Annotated in this window: 14 protein-coding genes; 3 read left to right on the top strand and 11 right to left on the bottom strand. The window is 62.6% G+C overall.

The window, feature by feature from the left end; all coding sequences use genetic code 11:
* The 4 genes from JAB1_RS09785 to JAB1_RS09770 are packed head-to-tail and all read right to left on the bottom strand — an operon-like array spanning position 1 to position 4663.
* Positions 1-1170, bottom strand: a complete 1170-nt coding sequence (locus tag JAB1_RS09785; protein ID WP_070279653.1) for an HlyD family efflux transporter periplasmic adaptor subunit — start codon at positions 1168-1170, stop codon at positions 1-3.
* A gap of 21 nt (positions 1171-1191) precedes the next feature.
* Complete coding sequence (locus JAB1_RS09780; RefSeq protein WP_139144506.1) at positions 1192-2640, bottom strand: efflux transporter outer membrane subunit; 1449 nt, start codon at positions 2638-2640, stop codon at positions 1192-1194.
* A gap of 17 nt (positions 2641-2657) precedes the next feature.
* Positions 2658-4232, bottom strand: coding sequence for a DHA2 family efflux MFS transporter permease subunit (locus tag JAB1_RS09775; protein WP_070279649.1), 1575 nt, complete (start codon positions 4230-4232; stop codon positions 2658-2660).
* Positions 4229-4663 (bottom strand): MarR family transcriptional regulator, encoded by a 435-nt coding sequence (locus JAB1_RS09770; protein ID WP_070279648.1) that lies wholly within the window; start codon positions 4661-4663, stop codon positions 4229-4231. Before JAB1_RS09770 ends, JAB1_RS09775 begins: the two co-directional genes overlap by 4 nt.
* Before the next feature lie 130 nt (positions 4664-4793).
* On the opposite strand from JAB1_RS09770, the gene JAB1_RS09765 reads away from it, so the two are divergent.
* On the top strand, positions 4794-5324 hold the full coding sequence (locus JAB1_RS09765; RefSeq protein ID WP_070279647.1) for an SRPBCC domain-containing protein: 531 nt from the start codon (positions 4794-4796) through the stop codon (positions 5322-5324).
* Between the two features lie 343 nt (positions 5325-5667).
* On the opposite strand, the gene JAB1_RS09760 is transcribed toward JAB1_RS09765, so the two are convergent.
* Positions 5668-6951, bottom strand: coding sequence for a hypothetical protein (locus JAB1_RS09760; protein WP_070279646.1), 1284 nt, complete (start codon positions 6949-6951; stop codon positions 5668-5670).
* Between the two features lie 45 nt (positions 6952-6996).
* Positions 6997-7902 (bottom strand): alpha/beta hydrolase, encoded by a 906-nt coding sequence (locus JAB1_RS09755; RefSeq protein ID WP_070279645.1) that lies wholly within the window; start codon positions 7900-7902, stop codon positions 6997-6999.
* 140 nt (positions 7903-8042) lie between these two features.
* On the opposite strand from JAB1_RS09755, the gene JAB1_RS09750 reads away from it, so the two are divergent.
* Complete coding sequence (locus JAB1_RS09750; protein ID WP_254672023.1) at positions 8043-11243, top strand: PAS domain-containing protein; 3201 nt, start codon at positions 8043-8045, stop codon at positions 11241-11243.
* Between the two features lie 4 nt (positions 11244-11247).
* Here JAB1_RS09750 and JAB1_RS09745 read toward each other — a convergent pair whose 3' ends face one another.
* The 4 genes from JAB1_RS09745 to JAB1_RS09730 are packed head-to-tail and all read right to left on the bottom strand — an operon-like array spanning position 11248 to position 19738.
* Positions 11248-14133, bottom strand: coding sequence for a PAS domain S-box protein (locus tag JAB1_RS09745; RefSeq protein ID WP_070279642.1), 2886 nt, complete (start codon positions 14131-14133; stop codon positions 11248-11250).
* 7 nt (positions 14134-14140) lie between these two features.
* Positions 14141-15331: a hybrid sensor histidine kinase/response regulator gene (locus JAB1_RS09740; RefSeq protein ID WP_070279640.1), complete on the bottom strand. Its 1191-nt coding sequence runs from the start codon at positions 15329-15331 to the stop codon at positions 14141-14143.
* The gene (locus JAB1_RS09735; protein ID WP_083299652.1) at positions 15328-16206 is read right to left on the bottom strand and encodes a CheR family methyltransferase; all 879 of its coding nucleotides are present in this window, start codon (positions 16204-16206) and stop codon (positions 15328-15330) included. Before JAB1_RS09735 ends, JAB1_RS09740 begins: the two co-directional genes overlap by 4 nt.
* 55 nt (positions 16207-16261) lie before the next feature.
* A complete protein-coding gene (locus JAB1_RS09730) occupies positions 16262-19738 on the bottom strand; it encodes a response regulator (protein WP_070279898.1) in 3477 nt (1158 codons plus the stop codon).
* A gap of 284 nt (positions 19739-20022) precedes the next feature.
* Between JAB1_RS09730 and JAB1_RS09725 the strand changes: the two genes are divergently transcribed.
* Complete coding sequence (locus tag JAB1_RS09725) at positions 20023-20475, top strand: Hsp20/alpha crystallin family protein (RefSeq protein WP_070279897.1); 453 nt, start codon at positions 20023-20025, stop codon at positions 20473-20475.
* Between the two features lie 97 nt (positions 20476-20572).
* Here the strand turns inward: JAB1_RS09725 and JAB1_RS09720 are convergent, their stop codons facing one another.
* Positions 20573-21919 carry an MFS transporter gene (locus tag JAB1_RS09720; RefSeq protein WP_070279896.1) on the bottom strand — a complete coding sequence of 449 codons (1347 nt, stop codon included), beginning with the start codon at positions 21917-21919 and terminating at the stop codon, positions 20573-20575.
* Between the last annotated feature and the right edge of the window lie 216 nt (positions 21920-22135).

Below are 22135 nucleotides of genomic sequence, written 5' to 3'. Positions count from 1 at the left end.
TCAATTCAGAAGATTCTGCGCAATGATCGCATCGGCCATCTTCTCCGCCTCGTCCACCGGCTGTTCCAGCGCCTTGGTCGTGTAGACGGTGGACGCCACCATAGGCTGGTCCAAGGTCGCGCCCTCGCCATGGCTGGTATCGACCGTCACCGTGGTCGACAGGCCGATGCGCAACGGGTGGGCGGCCAGTTCCCTGGCGTCGAGCGTGACGCGCACGGGCACGCGCTGTACCACCTTGATCCAGTTGCCCGTGGCGTTTTGCGCCGGCAACAGGGAAAATGCGCTGCCCGTGCCGGCCGACATGCCCAGCACCTTGCCGTGGTAGACCACCTTGCTGCCATATAAGTCCGTTTCGATGGTGGCCGCCTGGCCCACGCGGATATTGCGCAGTTCGGATTCCTTGAAGTTGGCATCGACCCATAACTGGTCCAGTGGCACGATGGACATCAGGGGCGTGCCCGGCGTCACGTGCGTGCCCAGCTGTACGCTGCGCTTGGCGACATAGCCCGAGACGGGCGCGACCACGGCATTGCGGCGCACGGCCAGCCACGCCTGCAGCACGTCGCTCCGGGCGGACAGGACGGCCGGATGGCTGGCCAGGTTCACGTCGGCCACGCCCGATTTGGCGGATTCGGCCTGGCGCTGGGCCACTGTCAAGGCCGCTTTCGCGTCGTCGACGGCCTGTTTCGCATGGGCCAGGTCTTCGCCGGAAATCGTCTGGTCCGCCGCCAGCGGCGCGCGGCGCGCCAGGTTACCCTGTGCCGTGGCCAGCGCCAGGCGGCGCTGCCCGATGACGGCGTCGTATTGCGCCACATTGGCATAGCGCTCGCGCTCCTGGCGCACGACGTTGCCCAGCCGTGCCTCGGCCTGGCTCAGGGCCAGCTCCGCATCGATGGCGTTCAGGGTGATCAGGGGCGCGCCCGCCTTGACCATTTGCGTCTCGTCGGCGCGGATGGCATCGACATTGCCCGTCACTTGCGCGGACAGGGTGACGAGGTTGCCGCCCACATAGGCGTTGTCCGTCACTTCTTCCTTGGCCAGCACCAGCTGGTAATACGCACCCCAGGCCGCGCCAGCCACGAGGAAGGCGGCCGTGATGGCGATGAGGACGGCCTTGCGCTTGCCGGGCTGTTCCGTTTGGGTGGTGGTGGCTGTGGTATCGCTGCTCATGATGTATTCCGTAATCGATGGTTATTGTTTGGCCGTGGCGTTGGCGGAAAAGTCGCTGCCGCCCCGGTAGCCGCCGCCCAGGGCCACGGTCAGGTTGATTTCCGCGTTCTGGCGCTGGTTTTGCAGCTGCATGCCCAGGTCGACCTGGCCGCGCACGGTCATTTCCGCATTCAGCTGGGTGGCGCGGTCGGCCAGACCTTGCTTGAGTCGCGCATTCGCATTGCGCAACTGCGCTTCGCTGGCGCGCAGGTTTTCCTGCTGCAGGCGCAGCTGGTTTTCCACGCCTTGCACCCTGGCGCCCGCCTGCGCCACGTCGCGCACGACATTGAAGACGCTCTGGTTGTAGTCGGCGATCAGTTCATTGCGCTGGCTGCGCGCGCCAGCGAGCTGCGCCTGCAGGCGGCCGCTGTCGAACAGCGGCAGGGACAGTGCCGGGCCGATGAACAGGGTGCGGCTGCCGGACTGCAGCAGCTTGCCCAGTGTTATCGCATCCAGGCCAAACGAGGCGCTCAGGTCGATATCGGGGTAGAACGACGCCTGCGCCGCTTCGATATTGCTCATGGCTGCCTGCACCCGCCAGCGCGCCGCCTGCAAGTCGGGCCGGCGCGCCAGCAATTCCATGTCCAGCTTGCCGGGCAGGGCGTGCGGCAGCGCCTGTGCTTCTTTCGGCTGCAGGCTGGCCAGGGCCGAGGCATCCGCACCCAAGGATGTTCCCAACAGCGCGCGCAAGGCTTCCCGTTCGGTGACGACCTGCGTCTCCAGCAGCGCGATCTGCTGTTGCAGCAAGCTCAAACGCGTTTGCGCCGACAAATGGTCGTCGCTGACACCGAGGCCGTTGGCGATGCGCTTTTCCTTGTCCAGCACCAGTTGCTGCTGCAATTTGACCAGCGCATGCAGGTTATCCATGCGGGCCCAGCCATTTTGCATGCTGAAGTAGTGGCGGGCGATCTCGGCTGCCAGCATCTGTTCCGCCATCGCGTATTCGGCACGGCGGGCGTTGACTTCGCCCAGGCTGGCCGCGATCTGCGCCTTGTGCTTGCCCCACCAGTCGAGGTCGTAATGGGCTTGCATGCCCACGGTCACCTCATTGTAGTAATTGCCGCCGATGGGGGCTGGCATCAGGCCGTTGGCGGAATAGCGCTGGCGGCTGGCATTTGCGCCCAGGTCGATCCTGGGGCCGCGCTGCGCATGCTGCGCGTCAAACGCGGACAGGGCCGAGCCGATGCGGGTATTCGCCACGTCCAGGTTCGGGCTGCTGGACAGGGCGCTTTCAATCAGCTGGTCCAGCTGCTCGTCCTGGAACTGGCGCCACCATTGCGCGGCGGGCCAGCCTTCGCTGGCCAGGTGGATGTCGGCCGCCAGCTGTATCGTGGCCAGGTCTTGCTGCGGCAACTGCTGCGTGTCGGGCGGGATGCTGGCGCAGCCGGCCAGGGCCAAACTGAGCGCCAATATGCGCAGGGAGAGTTTCATAGGTGTATGCATGAGGGTTATTCCATGGCCGCGTGGTCGACCACGACGGGCGCGTTCTTCTTCGGTGGTTTGATCAGGAGCAAGAGCGGCAACACGAGGATGGTCAGCCACATCATCAGCCAGAAGTCGTCGAGGTAGGCGATCATCGACGCCTGCCGCGTGATTTCGCCATTCAGCGCGGCCATGCCGGAAGCCGTACCCAGGTTGTAGACGCTGGCAATGGCGGGGTCATGCAGGGCCGGGTTGGCGATATTGATGTGTTCCGTCAGGGACGCATGGGCGATCTGCGTATTGCGCACCAACAAGGTCTGCACGAGCGCGATGCCGATGCTGCTGCCGATATTGCGCACCAGGCTGTAAATCGCCGTGCCTTCCGCCCGCATCTGCGGCGACAGGGTGGCAAACGTGGCCGCACTCAGGGGCACGAAGACGAGGCCCAGGCCGATGCCCTGGATGATGCCGTTCCACACGACGGTCTTCGGCACCAGGTCCAGGGTGAAATTGGCCATCTGCCACAGCGAGAACGCGGTGATCGAAAAGCCCACGCCCAGCAGAATGCGCGTGTCGATCCGGCCCGTCAGCTTGCCGACGATCAACATGGCCAGCATCGTGCCCAGCCCGCTGGGGGCAGTGACGAGGCCGGCAATCGCCGCCGGGTAGTTCATCAAGCCTTGCAGCATCGACGGCGTCAGCGCGCGGGTAGCGAACAGCACCATGCCGACGATGAAGATGAACAGCAAGCCGCTCACATAGTTCGAGTTCTTCAACAGGCGGTAGTCGAGGAAGGACTTGCCGGCCGGGCGCAAAGCCGTGTGCGCAATGAAGTAGCACAAGCTCATGGCCAGCACGATGGCTTCGATCCACGTTTCCGTGGAAGAAAACCAGTCGTTCTGCTCGCCCCGGTCCAGCAGCATCTGCAAGGCGCCAATGGACAGGCTCAGGGTGGCAAAGCCGAACATGTCAAAGTTCATGCGGCGGTTCGGCGGGTCCTTGCGGATGTAGCGCCAGATGCCATAGAAGGCCATGGCGCCGATGGGGATATTGATGAAGAAGACCCAGCGCCAGCTGTAGCTGTCCGTCAGCCAGCCGCCCAAGGTCGGTCCCAGGATGGGGCCGATCATCACGCCCATGCCCCAGATGGCCATGGCCGAGCCGTGCTTTTCGCGCGGATTGATGTCGAGCAGCACCGCCTGCGACAGCGGCACCAGCGCCGCGCCGAATACGCCTTGCAGCAAACGGGCCGCGACGATCTCGGACAGGGTGGCGGACAAGCCGCACAGCACGGAGGCGAGCGTGAAGCCGGCCACGGAAACGAGAAAGGTGTTCTTCTGGCCGAAACGGTCGCACAGCCAGCCCGTCAGGGGCGTGGCAATGGCGGCGGCAACGATGAAGGAGGTGAGTACCCAGGTGATCTGGTCTTGCGAGGCGGACAGGCTGCCTTGCATGTGGGGCAGGGCGACGTTGGCGATGGTGCCGTCAAGCGCCTGGATGATGGTGGCGAGCATGATCGAAATCGTGATCATGCGCCGGTTCAGGGTGGGGTCCTGTGAAGCGGGCAGCGCCGGTGTGGCGCCGGCTGTGGCCGAACTCATGCGGATTTCTCCGTGGCCGCCTGTAACGCTTCCAGCAGTTCGGTGGCGGCCCGCAGTTGATCGGGATCAATTCCCTGCAGCAGTTCCTTGCGGAAGCCATCCGCTTCCTTGCGCACGGTGTCATACACCTGCAGGCCCGCCTCGGTCAGCACGACGAGTTTCACGCGGCGGTCCGTTTCCGATGGCTGGCGCTGCACGAAGCCCGATTTCACGAGCCGGTCCAGCATCGACACCATGGTGGGGTTTTCCACGCCCAATTGATGGGCCAGCTCGCTTTGCGACGGCGGCTGCGGCGACTTGGCGATCATGGCGATACACATCCAGCTCGCTTGCCCCAGGTCCAGGTCTTTCAGGCGCCGGTCGATGGCATGGCGCCAGCCGCGCGCCGTCTTGTGGAGGGCGGCGGAAAAGCGCTCTTCGATAGAAGTCATAAGGTGAGTCGTCTAATGGTTAGGTATCTAACTAATATTCTAGCATGCGCGCTTGACAGGCGTACAGGCCTTCCCGTTTATCGGCGCCGCTGGTACATTAGTGCCAGACCATCACCATGAGGAGACCGCCATGACCACCGCAGAACAGAAGCAGGAAGGACAGCACCGCGACAGCAGCGACTTTGTCATCACGCAAACTTTCGACGCGCCGCGCGAACTGGTGTTTCAATCGTGGGTGGAGCCGGAGCGCCTGGCCCAATGGTGGGGTCCCGTCGGCTTCGAATTGAGCGTGCTGGCACTGGATCTCAAACCGGGCGGAGTCTTCCACTACGGCATGCGCGCCGACAATGGCTATGAGATGTGGGGCAAGTTCACTTACCAGTCCATTGAAGCGCCTGAACGCATCGTGTCGATCCTGTCGTTTGCCGACAAGCAGGGCAATGCCGTGCAGCACCCGGTCAGCGCCACCTGGCCTTTGGAATCGTTCAATACCATGACGCTTACCGAAGAGAATGGCAAGACGACGATGACCTTGCGGTCCACGCCGCACAAGGCGACGGATGAGCAGCATGAGACTTTCAAGCAGGGGTTTGAGTCGATGAAGGAGGGGTTCAAGGCGACCTTCGCCCAACTGGCACAGTACCTGGCGCGTGTTCAGTAATATTTAAGAACAGCGGGCCTGAGTCGCGGGCCTGAGAAAATGTCCATGGCTGCGTTGCTTGGGCTCGCCGTACATGCGTACTGTCTTCGCCCGCGCGCCTTGCCCTGGCCATTTTTCAGGCCCGCTGGCCCGGGGAGCCTTTGCTCGAGGCACGGGCGTGGTCTTGCTGTTGTCGGCAGTTTGCGGTGAGGAAGGTCTGCTTACACCTTAAGCCGGACATTGAATTGATCCAACTCGCCTGGCTTCGGGTTACCTGTGCGAGCCCGATCAATTTACTCTTAGTCGAGCATGGAAATTAATGTTCGAAAACTGTGTGCGATTTCATCTGCCTTGCTGCTAAGTGCTAAGGACTGTAGAACTGGCTAAGGCGACCATTAGGATCGATCCTTAAGATGAAGTAATCGCCATTGAAAAGTACTGCCATGCGCCCTGATCTGACAAACTCTCCCGAGTTCGTCGCGAAGTGAAGAGCAAGCTCCTCGCGAATACTATCTAAGACTTTCTCGATCAGGCCCTTAAGGTCCGCCAGTTCATAAGGAAGGACGGTCTTCCCCTTGAAATTACCAACCTGATAGGCATCTATGTGTCGCATTACGATGTGCAGGTAGGATTGCAAATCCCAGAAGACTTGCTTTTTCCCGTGCAGTATAACGGACGGGTTAAACCCGATGGCGTTATTAAGTATCTTTTTCGCAGCATCACTGTCTAACGTTAATGGCTGGTCTCCTAATTTCGCTCTCTCAAACTCAGCGCATACAGCGCCAAGTGCCGCAACTCGCTTAACGAATTCATAGCTGGCTTTGGCTTCTAACTCTTCCTTGGTGAGAGCATTTCGTGCAGCTTTCGCGTTTAACGATGCAAGTTGAACGTTGACGTTCTCGCTTGCAGACTTCACAGTAAAGCCAAAAGTTTCAAGGATGCGACTATCGATTATATTGTTTCGCATCCCCAGCATTGTTCCGACTAGGTCTTCTTTTTCATAATCGATCAATGTAGTTCCGCCGTTATGTTTCATGATCAAATAATTTAATAGTAGCTTCTGTGCGTCTATCTTTGAAAAGTCAGCTTTAACTAAAACAATGTTCGGTACAATCTTCTTGCCTGTTGGGTGACGGAGCGGGTGGCGGTTAAAGGCTGCGTAAGAGATCTTAAGGAGGTCCTTGATGCCGACGCCCTTGTACTTTAAAGTCTTTCTTTGTTGAACAGTTAGCGCAGGATCTCTGCAGTCTATGCGTAGAACCGCTAGATCGTTATAAGCTGAGTCTGAGTTACTATTCGCCAGGTCGTCTGTTTGCTCGTTCATGTCAACTTTGTTGAACAGAACCCCGGTGACCATGTGTCCGTAGTCAGTTTCAGCTTTGCTGTTGTGCCGAAACATAAAACTGGTCATGTTCCTTTCAATACCAATCATCTCATGCAGGTCGCGCAGGTGAAACTCCCTCCCGGCAACTTCAACTCCGGGTATGCCTACCGAGTGCAAGTCTGTTATTTCGTATGTGCCAATCAACGCATTCTCCAATACTGCTTCGATAGACGATTGCCAAGTCATCACTAGACGCGGAACCTTCTGGGACAACGCCGCGGTTGGAGGATTCTTCTCGATGCTGAAAACAGAACGGCTTAGCAAGAGGCACTACCTTTGTCATGTCGCCTGCTTCAGGCAGCACTGTCATCATTGCGCGTCCATCTCCAACATCGCCCGAACCACCGGCAAAATCATCCCCCAGGCATTCGACGTCGCCGCAATCTCGTCATAATGGCTGGCCCCTGGCAAGATCAGCACCTCCGCATGGTCGCCGGCCAGCCGGGCCTTGGCCGCATAGTCGTGCGCGACGCGGGGCGGGGAGATGGTGTCTAGCTCGCCTGTGATCAGTACGGTGCGGCTGCCGTTGGGCATCAGGTCGGCCGCGTTGGTGTCGCTGTAGATGTCGGGGCGCTCGGTGCTGGCGCTGCCTGCCAGTTGCGCGATGTCGCGCTCGCAGCTGGTCTTGATCAAGTCCTTTTCATGGCGCAGGTCGGCCAGGCCGCCCAGGCTGACGATGTTTTTCACTGGCAGGAACTTGTCACGGTACAGGGGGCTGGTCTTCGGCAGTTTTTCCCGTCCTGCGATCCACTGCACCAGCTGGCCGCCGGCCGAGTGGCCCATGGCGACGATGCGGTTCACGTCCAGCTGGTACCGGGGCGCGTGCTGCTGCAGGCTGTCGAGCGCCGCGTGCATGTCTTCGTAAGTGCCCGGATAGCCGCCGCCCGTCTCGTCCACGCGCCGGTATTCCACATTCCATACGGCGATGCCTTGCGCGACGAGGGCGCCGGCCACGTTGCGCATCTGCTGGATGCCGCCGAAGGCCACTGTCCAGCAACCGCCATGCACGAGCACGACGACGGGGAACGGTCCGCTGCCTTCGGGCCGGAATAGCTGCGCGTACTGCGATGGCGCGGGGCCATACGCGATCTGCGCCGTAGGCGGGGGGCCGTTCAGGGCCAGGTAGTCGTCCAGGCTCATGGGGGCGGCGACGGCGCCGTGGGCGGAGGCGAGCAGGGCGGTGGCGATCAGGGAGGACGGCAAGGAGGTAGGCATGCTGGGATTCGCTTGAGAAGAGAGCAACACTTTAGCATAGGGCCGCGTGGGCGCAGAGATCAAGTGGTGCGCTGTTTTCCTCCTGCAAGAGGGGTGCCCCATGGTATATTTCGGGCATCAGTTTTCCCCTTATCGACACGGTGCACGCAAACAACATTCTTTCCTTGCTGGACGCCGAGCATACTGCGCTGGGCAGCATCGCGGCAGGCGCCAACCTGGCCCATGCATTGGAGCATTTGTTGCAGGCGCTGCAAGACCTGGCCGACGGCGGCGCGCATGCCTGCCTGGTGCTCATCGACGAAGCCGACCGCTTTTGCGGCTTGTCCGCGCCCAGTCTGCCACAAGACCTGTGCCTGGCCTTGCGCCATGGCGGCGACCAGCCATCCCCGTTCGGCACGGCCGCCTTTTCCGGCGCACCCGTGTATTGCGGCGACATCACGCGCGACGTGAACTGGAGCGCCGGACGCAAGGAAGCCATGCTGCACGGCTACCGCGCCTGCTGGGTCGCCCCCGTGTTTGGCGCCAAGGGGCACATCCTGGGCGTGCTGGGCCTGTTTTTCCAGGCGCCATGCCATCCCACGCAACCCGAGATCGAATTGCTGGCGCTGGCCGCGCGCGTGGCCGCGCATGTCATCGAACGGGGCCAGCTGGAACAATCGCTGCACGACAGCCGCGAACACTTCCATTACGCCATCGAACTGAACACGCAAGTGCTGTGGACGGCCGACGTCGACGGCAAGCTCGATTATGTGGCGCAGCGCTGGCGCGAATGGACGGGCGGCAGCGGCCTGGGCACCAGCTGGCTGGACGCCATCCACCCCGAGGACGTGCCCCATTCCCTGGCGGCCTGGAGCGAAGCGGTGGGCAGTGGCCAACCTTTCGACCAGGAAATGCGCGTGCGCCGGCAGGACGGCCAGTACCGCTGGATGCATTCGCGCGCGTATTGCCGGCAGGACGAGCGCGGCCAGCCCGTGAAATGGTATGGCTCGTGCGAGGATATCGACGAGCACTGGCAGGCGCGCAATGCCTTGCTCGACAGCGAAGCGCAGTTCCGTTCGCTCGCCTCCACCATGCCGAACCAGGCCTGGCTGGCGCATGGCAGCGGCGCCACCTACTGGGTCAACGAGCAGGTCTGCGACTACACGGGGCAATCGCTGAAGTCGCTGGTCACCAGCGGTTTTCGCCACTGCGTGCATCCGGACGACATGCTGTCCACCCAGCAGAGCTGGGACCGGGCCGTCGCTACCGCCAGCGCCTATGAACACGAGTTCCGCATGCGCCGCGCCAGCGACGGCGCCTACCGCTGGTTCCTGGCGCGCGCCTTGCCGCTGTTCGACGAGGCGGGCACGGTGCTGCGCTGGGTAGGCACGAATACGGACGTGCAGGAACAGAAGAACGTGCTGGAAAAGATGGCTTACCTGAATTCCTCGCTGGAAGTGGAAATGGCCAACCGCACTGCCGACCGCGACCGCATGTGGCGGCTGTCGACCGACATCATGCTGGTGGCGGACCTGGCCGGCATGATCATCGCCGTCAATCCCGCCTGGAGCCAGATACTGGACCGGCCGGAAATCGAGTCGCTGGGCATGGATTTCATCAGCCTCGTGCATCCCGACGACCGCATGGCCGCCTTGAAGGACTTGTCGCGCCTGGCCCACGGCGCGCCCACCTTGCGCATGGAAAACCGCTACCGGCGCCGCGATGGCGGCTACCGCTGGATTTCCTGGACGGCCGTGCCGGCGCAAAAGCTGATCCACGCCATCGGCCGCGACGTCACCGATGAAAAGGAAGCGCGGCTGGCGCTGGTGCGCAGCGAGCAAGCCTTATTGCAGGCGCAAAAGCTGGAATCGATCGGCAAGCTGACGGGCGGCGTGGCCCACGATTTCAACAACGTGCTGCAAATTATCTCGGGCAATCTGCAGTTGCTGAAACTGACGGTGGCCGACAATCCGCAGGCGGCCAGGCGTCTCGCATCGGCCGCATCGGCCGTCGAGCGGGGCGCCAAGCTGTCGTCGCAACTGCTGGCCTTTGCGCGGCGTCAACCTTTGCGGCCGCTGGTGACGGACCTGGGGCGTTTGCTGCGCCGCATGCATGAGCTGATCCGGCGCGCCCTGGGCGAAGCGATTACCGAGGAAACCTTCATCAGCGAAGGCTTGTGGCATACCCTGGTCGACCCGAACCAGATGGAAAACGTGCTGCTGAACATGGCCATCAACGCGCGCGACGCGATGCAGAAGGGCGGGCGCCTGACTTTTACCTTGAGCAATGTCACGCTCGATGCCGCCTACGCCAGCCGGCATGCGGACGTGCTGGAGGGGCAATACGTGCTGCTGACCATTACCGACACGGGCCATGGCATGGCGCGCGACGTGATCGACCAGATATTCGAGCCGTTCTTCACCACCAAGCGCGAAGGCGAGGGCACGGGCCTGGGCCTGTCCATGGCCTACGGTTTCATCCGCCAGAGCGCGGGCCACATCAAGGTGCACAGCGCGCCGGGCGCCGGCACGACGTTCAAGATTTATCTGCCCCGTTCGCTGGAAACGCTGGCCGAGCCGCCACCTGGCCTGACGGGTCCCGTGCTGGGCGGCAGCGAGACCATCCTCGTGGTGGAAGACGATGCTCCTGTGCAGCATACCGTGGTCGACATGCTGCGCGGCCTCGGCTACGACGTGCTGCATGCGGACGATGGCGCCTCGGCGCTGGCTCTGCTGGGCACGGGCGTGGCCATCGACCTGCTGTTTACGGACGTGGTCATGCCGGGCCCCGTCAGCAGCAAGGAGCTGGCGCAGCAGGCCAAATTGCTGCTGCCGGAGCTGGCCATCCTGTTTACCTCGGGTTACACGCACAATGCCATCATGCAGGGCGGGCGGCTGGACCCGGGCGTGGAGCTCTTGAGCAAGCCCTACCAGCGCGAAGACCTGGCGCGGCGCATCCGCCATTTGCTGGCCGACCGCCGCCTGGTGGGTGCGCCCGACCCGTCCGGGCGGCGCATCCTGCTGGTGGAAGATAATGACGATGCACGCGAAATGACGACGGAAATGCTCAATATGCTGGGCCACACCGTGCACGGCGTGTCCAGCGCGGAGGAAGCCTTGCCCCTGCTGGCCTTGCCGGGCCTGGACGTGCTGGTGACGGACATCAGCCTGCCCACCATGTCCGGCCTGGAACTGGCGCGCCATGCGCGCGCGCACTGGCCGCAGCTGGAAGTGGTATTTGCTTCCGGGCATGATTGGGGCGCCAGCCTGATGCAGGACGCCAGCGCGCGCTTCCTGCGCAAGCCGTTTGGCCTGGAAGAGCTGGCCGGCGCACTGAAGGCGCGTCGGCTCGACGTTTACTAGACGGTTAGTCCGGCGACAGCAAGGCTTGCTGCAATTGTTCCATGGTAAATGGTTTCACCAGGAAGCGGGCCTGCGGGTCCAGCACGCCGGAATTGGCTGGCGCATGGCCGGTGGAAAACACCACTTCCAGCTGCGGATGGTCGCGCGCCGCGACCTCGGCCAGCTCGACGCCCGACATCTGCGGCAGGCTGATATCGGTCAGCAACAGCTCCAGTCCCGGCGTGCCCAGCAGGGGCAAGGCTTCCTCGGCCGTGCCCACGGCCAGCACCGTGTGTCCCAGCATGTCCAGCAGCTCGCCCGTCATGGCGCGCGCGTCCGCATTGTCTTCCACCAATAGGATATGTCGCGCCTCCGATTGCGCGGGCGTGGGAGACTGCGGCGCCAGCTGCGCGCGGTACTGGTGCAGCGCCGTCACGTGGCGGCCATTGGCCAGCAAGTGACGGATGCGCCGCGCCAGGTCTTCGCGCCGGTAGGGTTTACTCAACAATTCGACGCCCGGTTCCAGCCGGCCTCCCTGCATCATGGCGTCCTGCGTGTAGCCCGAGGTAAACAACACGGCCAGCTGCGGCAGCAGCACGCGGGCCTGGCGTGCCAGCGCCGTGCTGGCCACCTTGCCCGGCATCACCACGTCCGTAAACAGCAAGTCGATGGGGACGCCGCTGCCGATGATGGCCAGCGCGCTTTCGCCATCGCTGGCGCGCAGCACGACATAGCCGAGGCCGCGCAGCATGTCCACCACCGTCGTCTGCACCTGCACGTCGTCTTCCACGACAAGGATGGTTTCCTTGCCGCCCAGCACGGGGCCGCCCAGTTGCAGCGGCAGTTCCGTTTCCGCTTCAAGCGAACGCGGCAGATAGATGCGGAAGGTGCTGCCATGGCCCGGTAAACTGTCCACCGTCAGGTGGCCGCCGCTCTGGCGCAGAAAACCGTAGGCCATGGACAGGCCCAGGCCCGTGCCTTCGCCTTCGCGCTTGGTGGTAAAGAACGGTTCGAAGATCTTGTCCAGCAACTCCGCGGGAATGCCCGTGCCCGTATCCGAGACGGCCAGCTGCACGTAGTCGCCGGGCGTCACGTCCGCATGGCGGGCCGCGTAGTCGTTGCCCAGCACGCAGTTGCTCAGTTCGATGGTCAGCTGGCCCTGGCCATCCATGGCGTCGCGCGCATTGATGGCCAGGTTGAGGATAACGTTTTCCAGCTGGTGCGGGTCGACCAGGGCGCGCCAGCAATTGTCGGCCAGCAGCAAACGCGTTTCGATCGTTTCACCGGTGGCGCGCCGCAGCAGCTCTTCCGTTGCGCGCAGCAGTTGCGCCAGGTCCGTCACCAGCGGTTTCAATGGCTGGCGCCGCGCAAAGGCCAGCAACTGGGCCGACAGCTTGGCACCCCGTTCCACAGCGGCAGAGGCGCTGGCGATGCGCTTGGCGGCCAGCGGGTCGTCGTCCAGGCCCAGCTGCAGCAGTTGCAGATTGCCGGAGATAATTTGCAGGACGTTATTGAAATCATGGGCCACGCCGCCCGTCAGCTTGCCCAGCGCTTCGAGTTTTTGCGATTGCAGCAGGGCCATTTCGCTGTGGCGCAACGATTCCTGCATGCTGTGCAAGGTGTTTTGCGCCTCTTTTTCCAGTGTGACATGGCGCCCGGTGGCAAACACCAGGTCGCCTTCGGGCGCCGCCACCCACGACAGCCAGCGGTGGCCGCCATCGCGGTGCCGGTAGCGGTTTTCAAAGCTGGGCATGGATTCCTTGCCGACCTGCAGCAAGGCCTGGCGCGTGGCGGCGGCGTCCTCGGGCAGCACGAAATCGAAGATGCTGCGGCCCAGCATTTCCTCGGGCAGCCAGCCCAGGATGGCGCCGGCGGCCGGGTTGACGGCGGCAAAGCAGCCTTCGGCATCGATGGCCACCATCAGGTCTTGCGCGCTGCGCCATAGCCGTTCGCGCTCGCTGTTGCGCGCGGCCAAGTCCGCTTCCAGCTTCTTTTCCACCGTGATGTCGCGCGCGCTGCAATACACCTTGTCGCCTTCGGGCACGGCCACCCACGACAGCCAGTGCCAGCCGCCCAGCTTGTGGCGGTAGCGGTTTTCGAAGCGCAAGGCAGGCTGGCCCTGGTTGGCCGCCTCCCAGGCCGCATGCGTGCGCGGCAAGTCTTCGGGATGGATCAGTTCCAGGAACTTCGTCGTGCGGATTTCCTCTGCCGACCAGCCCAGGGTGGCTTGCCAGGCGGGGTTCGAATGTTCGAAATAGCCGTCAAGGTTGAGCACGCCCAGCAAATCGGGGCTGACGTTCCAGGTGCGGCCGAACTCGCGCGTGCGTTCGGCCACTTGCGTTTCCATGCTGGCACTGAGGGTGCGCAGCCGCGCTTCCGCCTGGGCCCGCAAAATGGTCGACCAGACCCGTTCCGACACTTGCACGGCCAGTTCGATTTCGTCCGCATGCCACAGGCGCGCCGTGCGGCTGTGCACGACGAACAGGGCAGCCAGCTGGCCATCCTTGGCAATGGGAATGTTCAGGAAGGCACGGATGCCCAGGCGCGCAAACGTGGCCAGTGCGGCCGGCATGGCCGTGCGCGGGTCGCTTGCCACATCGCTCACGGCCAGCGCCTGGCCCGCGCCGAGCGCCTCGGCCAGGCCTGCCGCGTAATCGCCGAGGAAATACTCGCCGGCGGCGCCCGGCGCCAGGCCATCGCTCCACGCATGCTGGAGGGTGGGGCACTGCAGTGCCTGGTCGATATCGAAACAGGCCACTTGCTGGGCGCCCAGGCGCTGCCCCAGCAGCTGCGCCGACAGGGAAAGGATCTCGCCCGTGTCTTGCAGCAGGCGCAGCCGGCGCTCCAGTTGCAGCAAAAAGGCGACGCCGCTGGCGCCGGCCTGGCTGCTGGTGGCAGGGGAGGTGGTCATGCGGGCCTCAGCTTCCGGCCAGCGGCAGGGTGACGCTGAACAGGGCGCCATTGCCGGGCTGGCTTTGCAGGGTGATGGCGCCGCCGTGCGCATCGACCAGCTGTTTGGTGATGAACAGGCCCAGGCCCAGGCCGCCAGTGCGGTCCTGGTGGATGACGCGTTCGAAGGCATCGAAAATGCGTTCCTGGTCGCGCGCGTTGATGCCGATGCCATGGTCGCGCACTTCGATGACGGCGCTGTTCTGCGTGTGCGCCAGGCTGATTTCCACAGGCTGGCCCTGGCCGTAGCGCACGGCATTACTGATCAGGTTGACAACAATTTGCTCTACGCGGAAGGCATCCCAGAAACCCTGGATGGGTTCGAAGGCCAGCACTTCCAGCACGCTGCCCGTCGTGACCGCATACGGCGCCAAGTCGTCCGCCACCCGGCGCACGAGGCTGGTCAGGTCGACGGCTTCGCGGCGGATCGACAGCTTGCCGCTGGTGATGCGCGAGACGTCGAGCATGTCGTCGATCAGGCGCACCATGCTGCGGATTTGCCGCCCGTCGCGCGCCACCATCTTGCCCAGCTTTTCCGGTTCGAAGGCGGCCAGGTTGCCCCGTTCCAGGTTGACGGTGCGCATCTGCGTCTCGAGGAACAGCGTGTTCAGGGGCGTGCGCAGTTCGTGCGCCACCATGGACATGAATTCGTCGCGCAGGCGCAGCGAGCGCTGCAGTTCCGCCTGGGTGGCGCGCAATTCCTTCAGCAGCGCTTCCTGCTGCTGGCGGCTGTGCTCGAGGGCCTGCACCTGGCGCCGCGTTTCGCTGCGCTGCTGGTGCAGGGCAACGAACACATTGACCTTGCTTTGCACGGCATTGATGTCGAGCGGCTTGTGCAGGAAATCGACGGCACCGCTTTCATAGCCCTGGAAGGCAAAATTCATTTCCTTGCCGGCCGCCGTGACGAAGACGATGGGAATGTGGCGCGTCTTTTCCGTGCCGCGCATCAATTGCGCCAGCTCAAAGCCATCCATTTCCGGCATTTGCACGTCGAGGATGGCCAGCGCGAAATCGTGCTCCAGCAGCAGGGCCAGCGCTTCTTCGCCCGAGGATGCCTGGTAGACGCTGCGGTCGCTCTCGCGGATCAGCGCATTGAGCGCGCGCAAGTTTTCCGGCAAATCGTCGACGATCAGCAGTTTGGTGCTTGTTTCATTCATCATGTTTCATTCCTGGCATGGCTTTGCCGTCCAGCGTAGTGGGAAGCAGCGTGCGACGGCGCACGCTTGCGGTAGAGCTTTTCGGGACCCGGCAATGGCTCGAAGTCGGCGGCAAAGCGGGTGAAATGCGTGCTTTCCTTGCTGCCCAGGCCCAGGAAACCCCGGTGGCACAGCGAGTCGTGGAACAGGCCCAGGGCCCGTTCCTGCAAGGTTTTGTTGAAGTAAATCAGCACGTTACGGCAGCAAATCAATTGCGTTTCAATAAAAACACTGTCCGTGGACAGGCTGTGGTCGGCAAAGTTGATCCTGTCGAGCAGGTGCTGCTGGAAACGCGCAGTGACATGCTCGACCGTGTAATAGTCGGCCAGCTGGCCCAGGCCGCCTGCGGCCAGGTAGTTGGCGCCATATTCATCGAGCCGGTGCAGCGGATATACGCCGCGCGCGGCCGTGGCCAGCGCTTGAGGATTGATGTCGGTGGCGTAAATCGTGCTGCGTTCAAGCAATCCTTCCTCATGCAGCACGATGGCCAGCGACAGCGCCTCTTCGCCCGTGCAGCAGCCTGCCACCCAGATCGTCGGCGACGGGTAGGTTTTCAGCACGGGCACCACCTGTTCGCGCAAGGCGAGAAAAAACGCCGGGTCGCGGAACATTTGCGTGACCGGTACAGTCAAAATCTGCAGCAGCTTGCCAAAGGCGGCCGCATCGCCGAGCACCAGCTGTTGCAAGGCAGGCAAGTCGGCGCAATGGAAGCGTTCGAGCGCCTGATTCAGGCGGCGCCGCTGCGAGGGCAGCGAGTAGTCGCGAAAATCATAGCTGTAGCGCTGATAGATCGCTTCCATCAGCGCCTGCAGTTGCGCATCCGTGTAACGCAGCGACATCAGTGATGCTCCAATCGATGGCGCAGCAGAGGCCGGTGGCGCAGGCGACGTTGCATCAGATGCGTTCCATCTTCGGCATCCATACGCGCAGCAGCGAATATAAACGGTCCAGGTCGATCGGCTTGGCCAGGTAATCGGAGGCGCCCGCCTGCAGGCATTCTTCCTGGTCATTCTTCATGGCCTTGGCCGTGATTGCAATGATGGGCAGCTTGTTGTAGCGGCCGTCGGCGCGGATCAGGCGCGTCGCTTCCAGGCCATCCATGCCCGGCATCATGACATCCATCAACACGAGATCGATATCGTCCACACTGTTGAGTTTGCTGATGGCTTCAAAGCCGTTGCGGCCGATTTCCACCACCACGCCTTTCTGTTCCAGCGCATTCGTCAGGGCGAAGATATTGCGCACGTCGTCGTCCACCAGCAAAATCTTGCGCCCTTCAAAGACGCGTTCGCGGCTGCGCACCTGCTGCAGCATGCCCTGGCGCTCGCTCGACAGTTCGGACTCCACCTTGTGCAGGAAGAGGGTGACTTCGTCGAGCAGGCGCTCGGGCGAGCGGGCGCCCTTGATGATGATGGAACGCGAATACTTCATCAGGTCCGCTTCTTCTTCGCGGCTCAGGTTGCGGCCCGTGTAGACGATGACGGGCGGGAACGAGCACAGCTCTTCATGTTCCATGCGTTCGAGCAATTCGTTGCCCTGGATATCGGGCAGCTTCAAGTCGATGATCATGCAGTCGAAAATCTGCGTTTTCAGCAATTCCAGCGCTTGCTCGCCCAGGGCCACGGCCGTGATTTCCACGTCGTCGTCGCTGATCAGGTGCACCACGCTTTCACGCTGGCGTTCGTCGTCCTCGACCAGCAGGATGCGCTTCATTTTTTGCGTGAATTTCGATTCGAGCTTGCGGAACACTTCCTTCAACTGCTCGCGCGTGCGCGGCTTGGTGGCGTAGCCGATGGCGCCCAGCTGCATGGCTTCCTGGATCTGGTCGTTGCCGGAGACGATGTGCACGGGAATGTGGCGCGTCAGCGGGTTTTCCTTGAGCTGCTGCAAGACCAGCAAGCCCGGACGGTCCGGCAAGCCCATGTCGAGCAGGATGGCGTCGGGCAGGAATTCTTCCGCCAGGCGCAAGCCTTCGTCGGCGCCATGCGCCACCAGGCAGCGGTATTGCATTTCATGCGCGAGATCGAACAGGATGCCGGCAAACGACGGCTCATCCTCGATCACGAGCACGGAACGCTGGCCGGTCTTGGCAGCCGGCACGCTATTCCTGTCATCCTGGAAGGTGGGCAGCGGGACGGGCTTGGCGGCGGGCGCCGCCTTGGGCGCGGCAGCCGCGGCGGGTGCTTGCGGCGCGGCCGTGGGTACGGCCGCCGCTACCACCGCGTGTTCCGGCATGGCGGCCGGCAGCACGAGGGTAAACGTGCTGCCCTGGCCTGGCGTGCTGGCCAGTTCGATGCTGCCGCCCAGCAAGGCCGCCAGGTCGCGCGAAATCGACAGGCCCAGGCCCGTGCCGCCATAGCGGCGGCTGGTGGTGCCGTCGGCCTGGTGGAAGGCGTCGAAAATCTTGTGCTGCTGGTCGCCGGCGATGCCGATGCCCGTATCCTGTACCTGGAAGCGCACCTGGCCGGCCGCAGCGGTGCTCACGTGCAGCGATACCGTGCCCGCATCGGTGAATTTGATGGCGTTCGACAGCAGGTTTTTCAGGATTTGCTCGAGGCGCTGGCGGTCGCTGACGAATGACGGCGGAGCGTCCGGCGCCACCTTGACGTCAAAAATCAGTTTCTTTTGCTGCGCCTGGGCGCCAAACAGCATCCTCATGCTGCTGAGCAACTCGTCGAAGGGAACGGTTTCTGGCGTCAATTCCAGCTTGCCCGCCTCGACCTTGGAAATGTCGAGGATATCGTTGATAAGGGTGAGTAAGTCGTTGCCGGCCGAATAAATGGTTTGCGCAAACGTCACTTGCTCCGGCGTCAGGTTGCCGCTGGTATTGTCCGACAGCAGTTTCGACAGGATGAGCGAGCTGTTCAGCGGCGTGCGCAGCTCATGCGACATGTTCGCCAGGAATTCGGACTTGTAGCGGCTGGCCCGCTGCAGCTCTTCCGCGCGGGCTTCCAGCTGGGCATGCGCCTCGCCGATGGCCATGTTTTTCTGGTCCAGCGACAGCGCCTGCACGGCCAGCTGCTCGTTCGACTGCTCCAGAGCCGCCTTTTGCTCTTCCAGGTGGGCTTGCGACTGTTCCAGCACGCGCGACTGCTCGCCCAGCTCTTCATTGGCAGTGCGCAGTTCTTCCTGCTGCACTTCCAGTTCTTCATTCAGTTGCTGCGTTTCTTCCAGCACATTTTGCAGGCGCTGGCGGTACAGGGCCGCTTCCAGCGAGGTACCGACATTGGCGGCAATCAGGTTCAGCCATTCCTTGGCGCGGGCACTGACGGGATGCGTAAAGCCCAGTTCGATGACGCCGTTGACGGCGCCTTCATTGTTGACTGGCGTCAAGACCAGTTCCAGCGGCGTGCCGCGGCCCAGGCTCGACGTTACGGTCAGGTAATCGTCGGGCACTTGCCGTATATGCTTGAGGCGTTTTTCGCGCGCCGTCTCGCCCACCAGGCCTTCGCCCAGCTTGAAGACTTGCTTGTCCTTCACGCCCTGGTCGTTGAAACCGTACACGGCCGTGCGGCGCAGGCTGCCATCCTCGTCGACGACGTACAGGGTGGCGACGGCCACGTCGAGGCGGTGGGCCAGGAAGTCCAGCACGTGGCGTCCCAGCTGCGGCAGGCCCAGCTGGCCGCTCGTATGCGCCGCCAGTTCCGTCTGCCCCGTGCGCAGCCAGGCTTGCTCCTGCAGCACGTCGTTGTCCTTGCTGCGCTGTTCGAGCGCATCGTTGTAGATATCGGACAGGCGCAGCAGTTCGCGCCGTCCCAGATAGGCCAGCAGGCCCGACAATCCCAGGCTGAGGACGAGGAATACGACCACGGCAAGCATGGTGCGGCTTTCGGCCGTATCGGCCCTTTCCTGGCGCAGCCGCTGTTCCATGGACAGGAAAGTGAGGAATTCGCGGCGGATTTCGTCAAATTCCAGCTTGCCTTCACCCTGGCGCACGCGCGCGAGGAATTCCTGGTTGCTGCGGCGCTGGGCGATCACGCCTTCGGCGTAATCGAGCCACTGGCCTTGCAGCGCGCGGATGCGGCGCAAGCGGTCCACCTGGATGGGACTGTCGGATACCAGTTCCAGCAGGGTGGTCATTTCGACGGCGATCTTCGCCTTGCCCGATTTATATGGCGCCAAAAACGTTTCGTCGCCCGTCAGCAGGTAGCCGCGCATGCCCGTTTCCAGGTCGACCGACAACTTCATGACTTCATTTGCATTGCCGATCACCCGTTCGGAATGCTCGACCGAGCGCAGGGCCGAGAGCAGGTAAGCGATGAGGCCGACAAACACGAGGGCCGTGATGACCCCGATGACCAGCGGCAAGGTGACATTGCGGGCGAGGATGCGGCGAAAGCTGAAGGAATCGATCGGGGTCTTGGTATTCATCATGTCCGTATAAGGCTGTCGCGAAAAAATCAATTTTAATTGAAATGCAAGCTTTCTGGTGGTCAAGCATAGCGTGCGCTAGCATAACAGCCTTGGGGACAATTTCCGACTTACAAGACTGTGTAAAGCGTGGTAGCGCACGAATGGAAGTCAAGGAAAAATCAAGTTGGCCACGATTGAGACAGATCAACGAGATTGGCTGTTGCCATCCTAAGATGCAGGAGGTGGTGGCGTTCTTGCGGACGGCCGCCGTGTGCAAGCCAGAGCCCATGCAGGAGGACATCATGGCCAATCATTTGATACAGCGCGATGCGCTCAATCCCTTGGGGCGTTTTGACCCGTTCAGCGACATGGAAGACATGATGCGCGACTTCTTGTTGCCCGCCTTGCGCGCGCGCGACGTGGGCAATGGACGCATGCGTGTCGACATTGCCGAAACCGAGCAAGCTTATCTGGTGCAGGCGGACATTCCAGGCGTCAATAAGGAGGACATCAAGGTCTCCATCGACGGCAACCGCGTCTCCATCAGCGCCGAACTCAAGAATGAAAGGGTGACGCGCGACGGCGGAGGCAAGGTCGTGCGCAGTGAACGCGAGTACGGCCAGCAATACCGTAGCTTCGTGCTGCAGCATGAAGTGGACGAGGCCTGCGCGCAGGCCCGCTATGAAAATGGCGTGTTGCTGCTCGATTTGCCGAAGAAGGAAGGTACGGGCGGGCGGCAGCTGGCGATACAGTAACACGGGCCGGGGCATGAAAAAACGCCGGACGGAGCCGGCGTTTTTTTGGAGGGCTGGGTGGCAGCGCGCTGCCACCCGGTTTGCCTCTATATATATGTCAGTCGCGGATTTCCAGCGCCCGGTTCAGGCTCAGGGCGGCCAGCGAGGCGACGGCGCCTGACAGCAGGTAGAAGCTGACATAGGCGAGGCCGAAGTTGGCCGACAGGCCCAGCGCCACCAGCGGGGCGAAGCCGGCGCCGACCAGCCAGGCCAGGTCGGACGTCAATGCCGCGCCCGTGTAGCGGAAGCGGGCAGGGAAGTTGGCCGTCACGGCGCCGGCTGCCTGGCCGTAGGACAAACCCAGCAGGCTGAAGCCAACAAGGATGAAGACATCCTGGCCGAAGTTGCCGCCACCCATCAGGGTCGGCACGAAGGCGCTGAAGATGGCGATCAGCACGGCCAGCACGCCCAGGGTAGTGCGGCGGCCCACCTTATCGGCCAGCAAGCCGGAAATCACCACGCCGATGGCAGCCAGCACGGCGCCCATCATTTGCACTTGCAGGAAGTCAGAAGCGGAACGCGTCTGGTAGACGGAAATCCACGACAGCGGGAACACGGTCACCAGGTGGAACAGGGCGTAGCTGGCCAGCGCGGCGAGGGCGCCGATCAGCACGTTGCGGCCCTGGCCGCGGCTCATTTCAAACACGCTCACGGGCTGCAGTTCGCGTTCGTCCAGCAGGCGCGCATATTCATTCGTCGACACCAGGCGCAAGCGGGCAAACAGGGCCACCACGTTGATGGCGAACGCCACATAGAACGGATAGCGCCAGCCCCAGTCGAGGAAGTCTTCATCCGTCAGGGTGGTCAGCATGAACCAGAACAGGCCGGCGGCGATCAGGAAGCCGGTGGGCGCACCCAGCTGGCCCAGCATGGCGTACCAGCCGCGCTTGTTTTCCGGTGCGTTCAGGGCCAGCAGCGATGGCAGGCCATCCCACGAGCCGCCCAGCGCCACGCCCTGGCCGATGCGCAGCACGGACAGCCAGATGATGGCGGCAAAGCCCAGGTGCGAATAGGTTGGCAGGAAGGCGATGCCGGCCGTCGACACGCCCAGCAGGAAGAGGGCGATCGTCAGCTTGGCGCTGCGTCCCATGCGGCGCTGGATCTCCATGAAGATCACGGTGCCGAAGGGACGGGCGATGAAGGCGAACGAGAAAATCAGGAACGCATATAAGGTACCTTCCAGGCGTTCTTCAAATGGGAAGAAGACGCGCGGAAACACCAGCACCGAGGCGATGGCGTAGACAAAGAAGTCAAAGTATTCGGAAGCGCGGCCGATGATTACGCCGACGGCGATCTCACCAGGGTCGATATGCGATTCGACCGTGCCGGCCCCGCGTGCGTCGCGCAGGGAGTGGGGGGAAAAGTCGGCGGGTACATCCCCGCTGTGTGTGCGCGTGCTGGACATGATGATCGTCTCCAATATAGTTTCGAGTTCGGCCAACGCGTAACTTACTCCGGGTGTCTCACGCCCGGAGTAGGACTATTCATCAGGTAGCCGTAGGAAAACTCCGCGTCTACGCAGTGAAAGTCCGAGCAAGGGGTAGGACAAAACGTCCAATTGCCAACGCGCTCCAGTGAGAATACAGTACCATATCTTCATCCCCTGTACTGGACTTTCCTG

The organism is Janthinobacterium sp. MP5059B (assembly GCF_001758645.1).
In the GTDB taxonomy this organism is placed as follows: Bacteria; Pseudomonadota; Gammaproteobacteria; order Burkholderiales; family Burkholderiaceae_D; genus Janthinobacterium; species Janthinobacterium lividum.
The sequence above is the reverse complement of the archived record's forward strand: the minus strand, read 5'-3'. Positions and strand labels throughout refer to the sequence as shown.

Coding starts and splice junctions, on each gene's coding strand:
- JAB1_RS09730 (WP_070279898.1), bottom strand. CDS start 19,738: ATGAATACCAAGACCCCGATCGATTCCTTCAGCTTTCGCCGCATCCTC.
- JAB1_RS09740 (WP_070279640.1), bottom strand. CDS start 15,331: ATGATGAATGAAACAAGCACCAAACTGCTGATCGTCGACGATTTGCCG.
- JAB1_RS09775 (WP_070279649.1), bottom strand. CDS start 4,232: ATGAGTTCGGCCACAGCCGGCGCCACACCGGCGCTGCCCGCTTCACAG.
- JAB1_RS09725 (WP_070279897.1), top strand. CDS start 20,023: ATGGCCAATCATTTGATACAGCGCGATGCGCTCAATCCCTTGGGGCGT.
- JAB1_RS09765 (WP_070279647.1), top strand. CDS start 4,794: ATGACCACCGCAGAACAGAAGCAGGAAGGACAGCACCGCGACAGCAGC.
- JAB1_RS09735 (WP_083299652.1), bottom strand. CDS start 16,206: ATGTCGCTGCGTTACACGGATGCGCAACTGCAGGCGCTGATGGAAGCG.
- JAB1_RS09785 (WP_070279653.1), bottom strand. CDS start 1,170: ATGAGCAGCGATACCACAGCCACCACCACCCAAACGGAACAGCCCGGC.
- JAB1_RS09745 (WP_070279642.1), bottom strand. CDS start 14,133: ATGACCACCTCCCCTGCCACCAGCAGCCAGGCCGGCGCCAGCGGCGTC.
- JAB1_RS09720 (WP_070279896.1), bottom strand. CDS start 21,919: ATGTCCAGCACGCGCACACACAGCGGGGATGTACCCGCCGACTTTTCC.
- JAB1_RS09780 (WP_139144506.1), bottom strand. CDS start 2,640: ATGAAACTCTCCCTGCGCATATTGGCGCTCAGTTTGGCCCTGGCCGGC.
- JAB1_RS09755 (WP_070279645.1), bottom strand. CDS start 7,902: ATGCCTACCTCCTTGCCGTCCTCCCTGATCGCCACCGCCCTGCTCGCC.
- JAB1_RS09770 (WP_070279648.1), bottom strand. CDS start 4,663: ATGACTTCTATCGAAGAGCGCTTTTCCGCCGCCCTCCACAAGACGGCG.